Annotated in this window: 1 protein-coding gene; it reads left to right on the forward strand. The window is 35.4% G+C overall.

What is annotated here, in order from left to right:
* Positions 1–342 (forward strand): type VI secretion system baseplate subunit TssF (locus ACNQ0W_RS25465; RefSeq protein WP_417933317.1); only part of this gene is annotated, 342 nt, incomplete at both ends.

Below are 342 nucleotides of genomic sequence, written 5' to 3' on the forward strand. Positions count from 1 at the left end.
TTTTTTTACTCAGTAAACTATCAAAAGTTACAGTCCAATTTCGTTGAAATGGGCTATTCGATTATTTCTAAAAATTTAAATCCATTTTCAACGCGCTCAGATTTTATTAGCACTAAATTATTATGTTCAAACCGTGATTTACCTCATGAAGCACTGGGTCAGTCTAATAACGTATTAAATTTAAATGATAGTAGCTTGGCGAGACGTGCCATTGTTTTAAAACGACCTACCAAGCCTTATAAGTTTGAACAAGGCCAAAGTGAACAGTGGCGTGTGATCTCGCATCTTTCATTAAATAGCTTGGCGCTTATGAAAGGGGATGCTGTTTCTCATGTTAAAGAG

Origin of the sequence: Enterobacter cloacae complex sp. 6730903 (assembly GCF_048283985.1) — a bacterium.
In the GTDB taxonomy this organism is placed as follows: Bacteria; Pseudomonadota; Gammaproteobacteria; order Enterobacterales; family Enterobacteriaceae; genus Enterobacter; species Enterobacter hormaechei_C.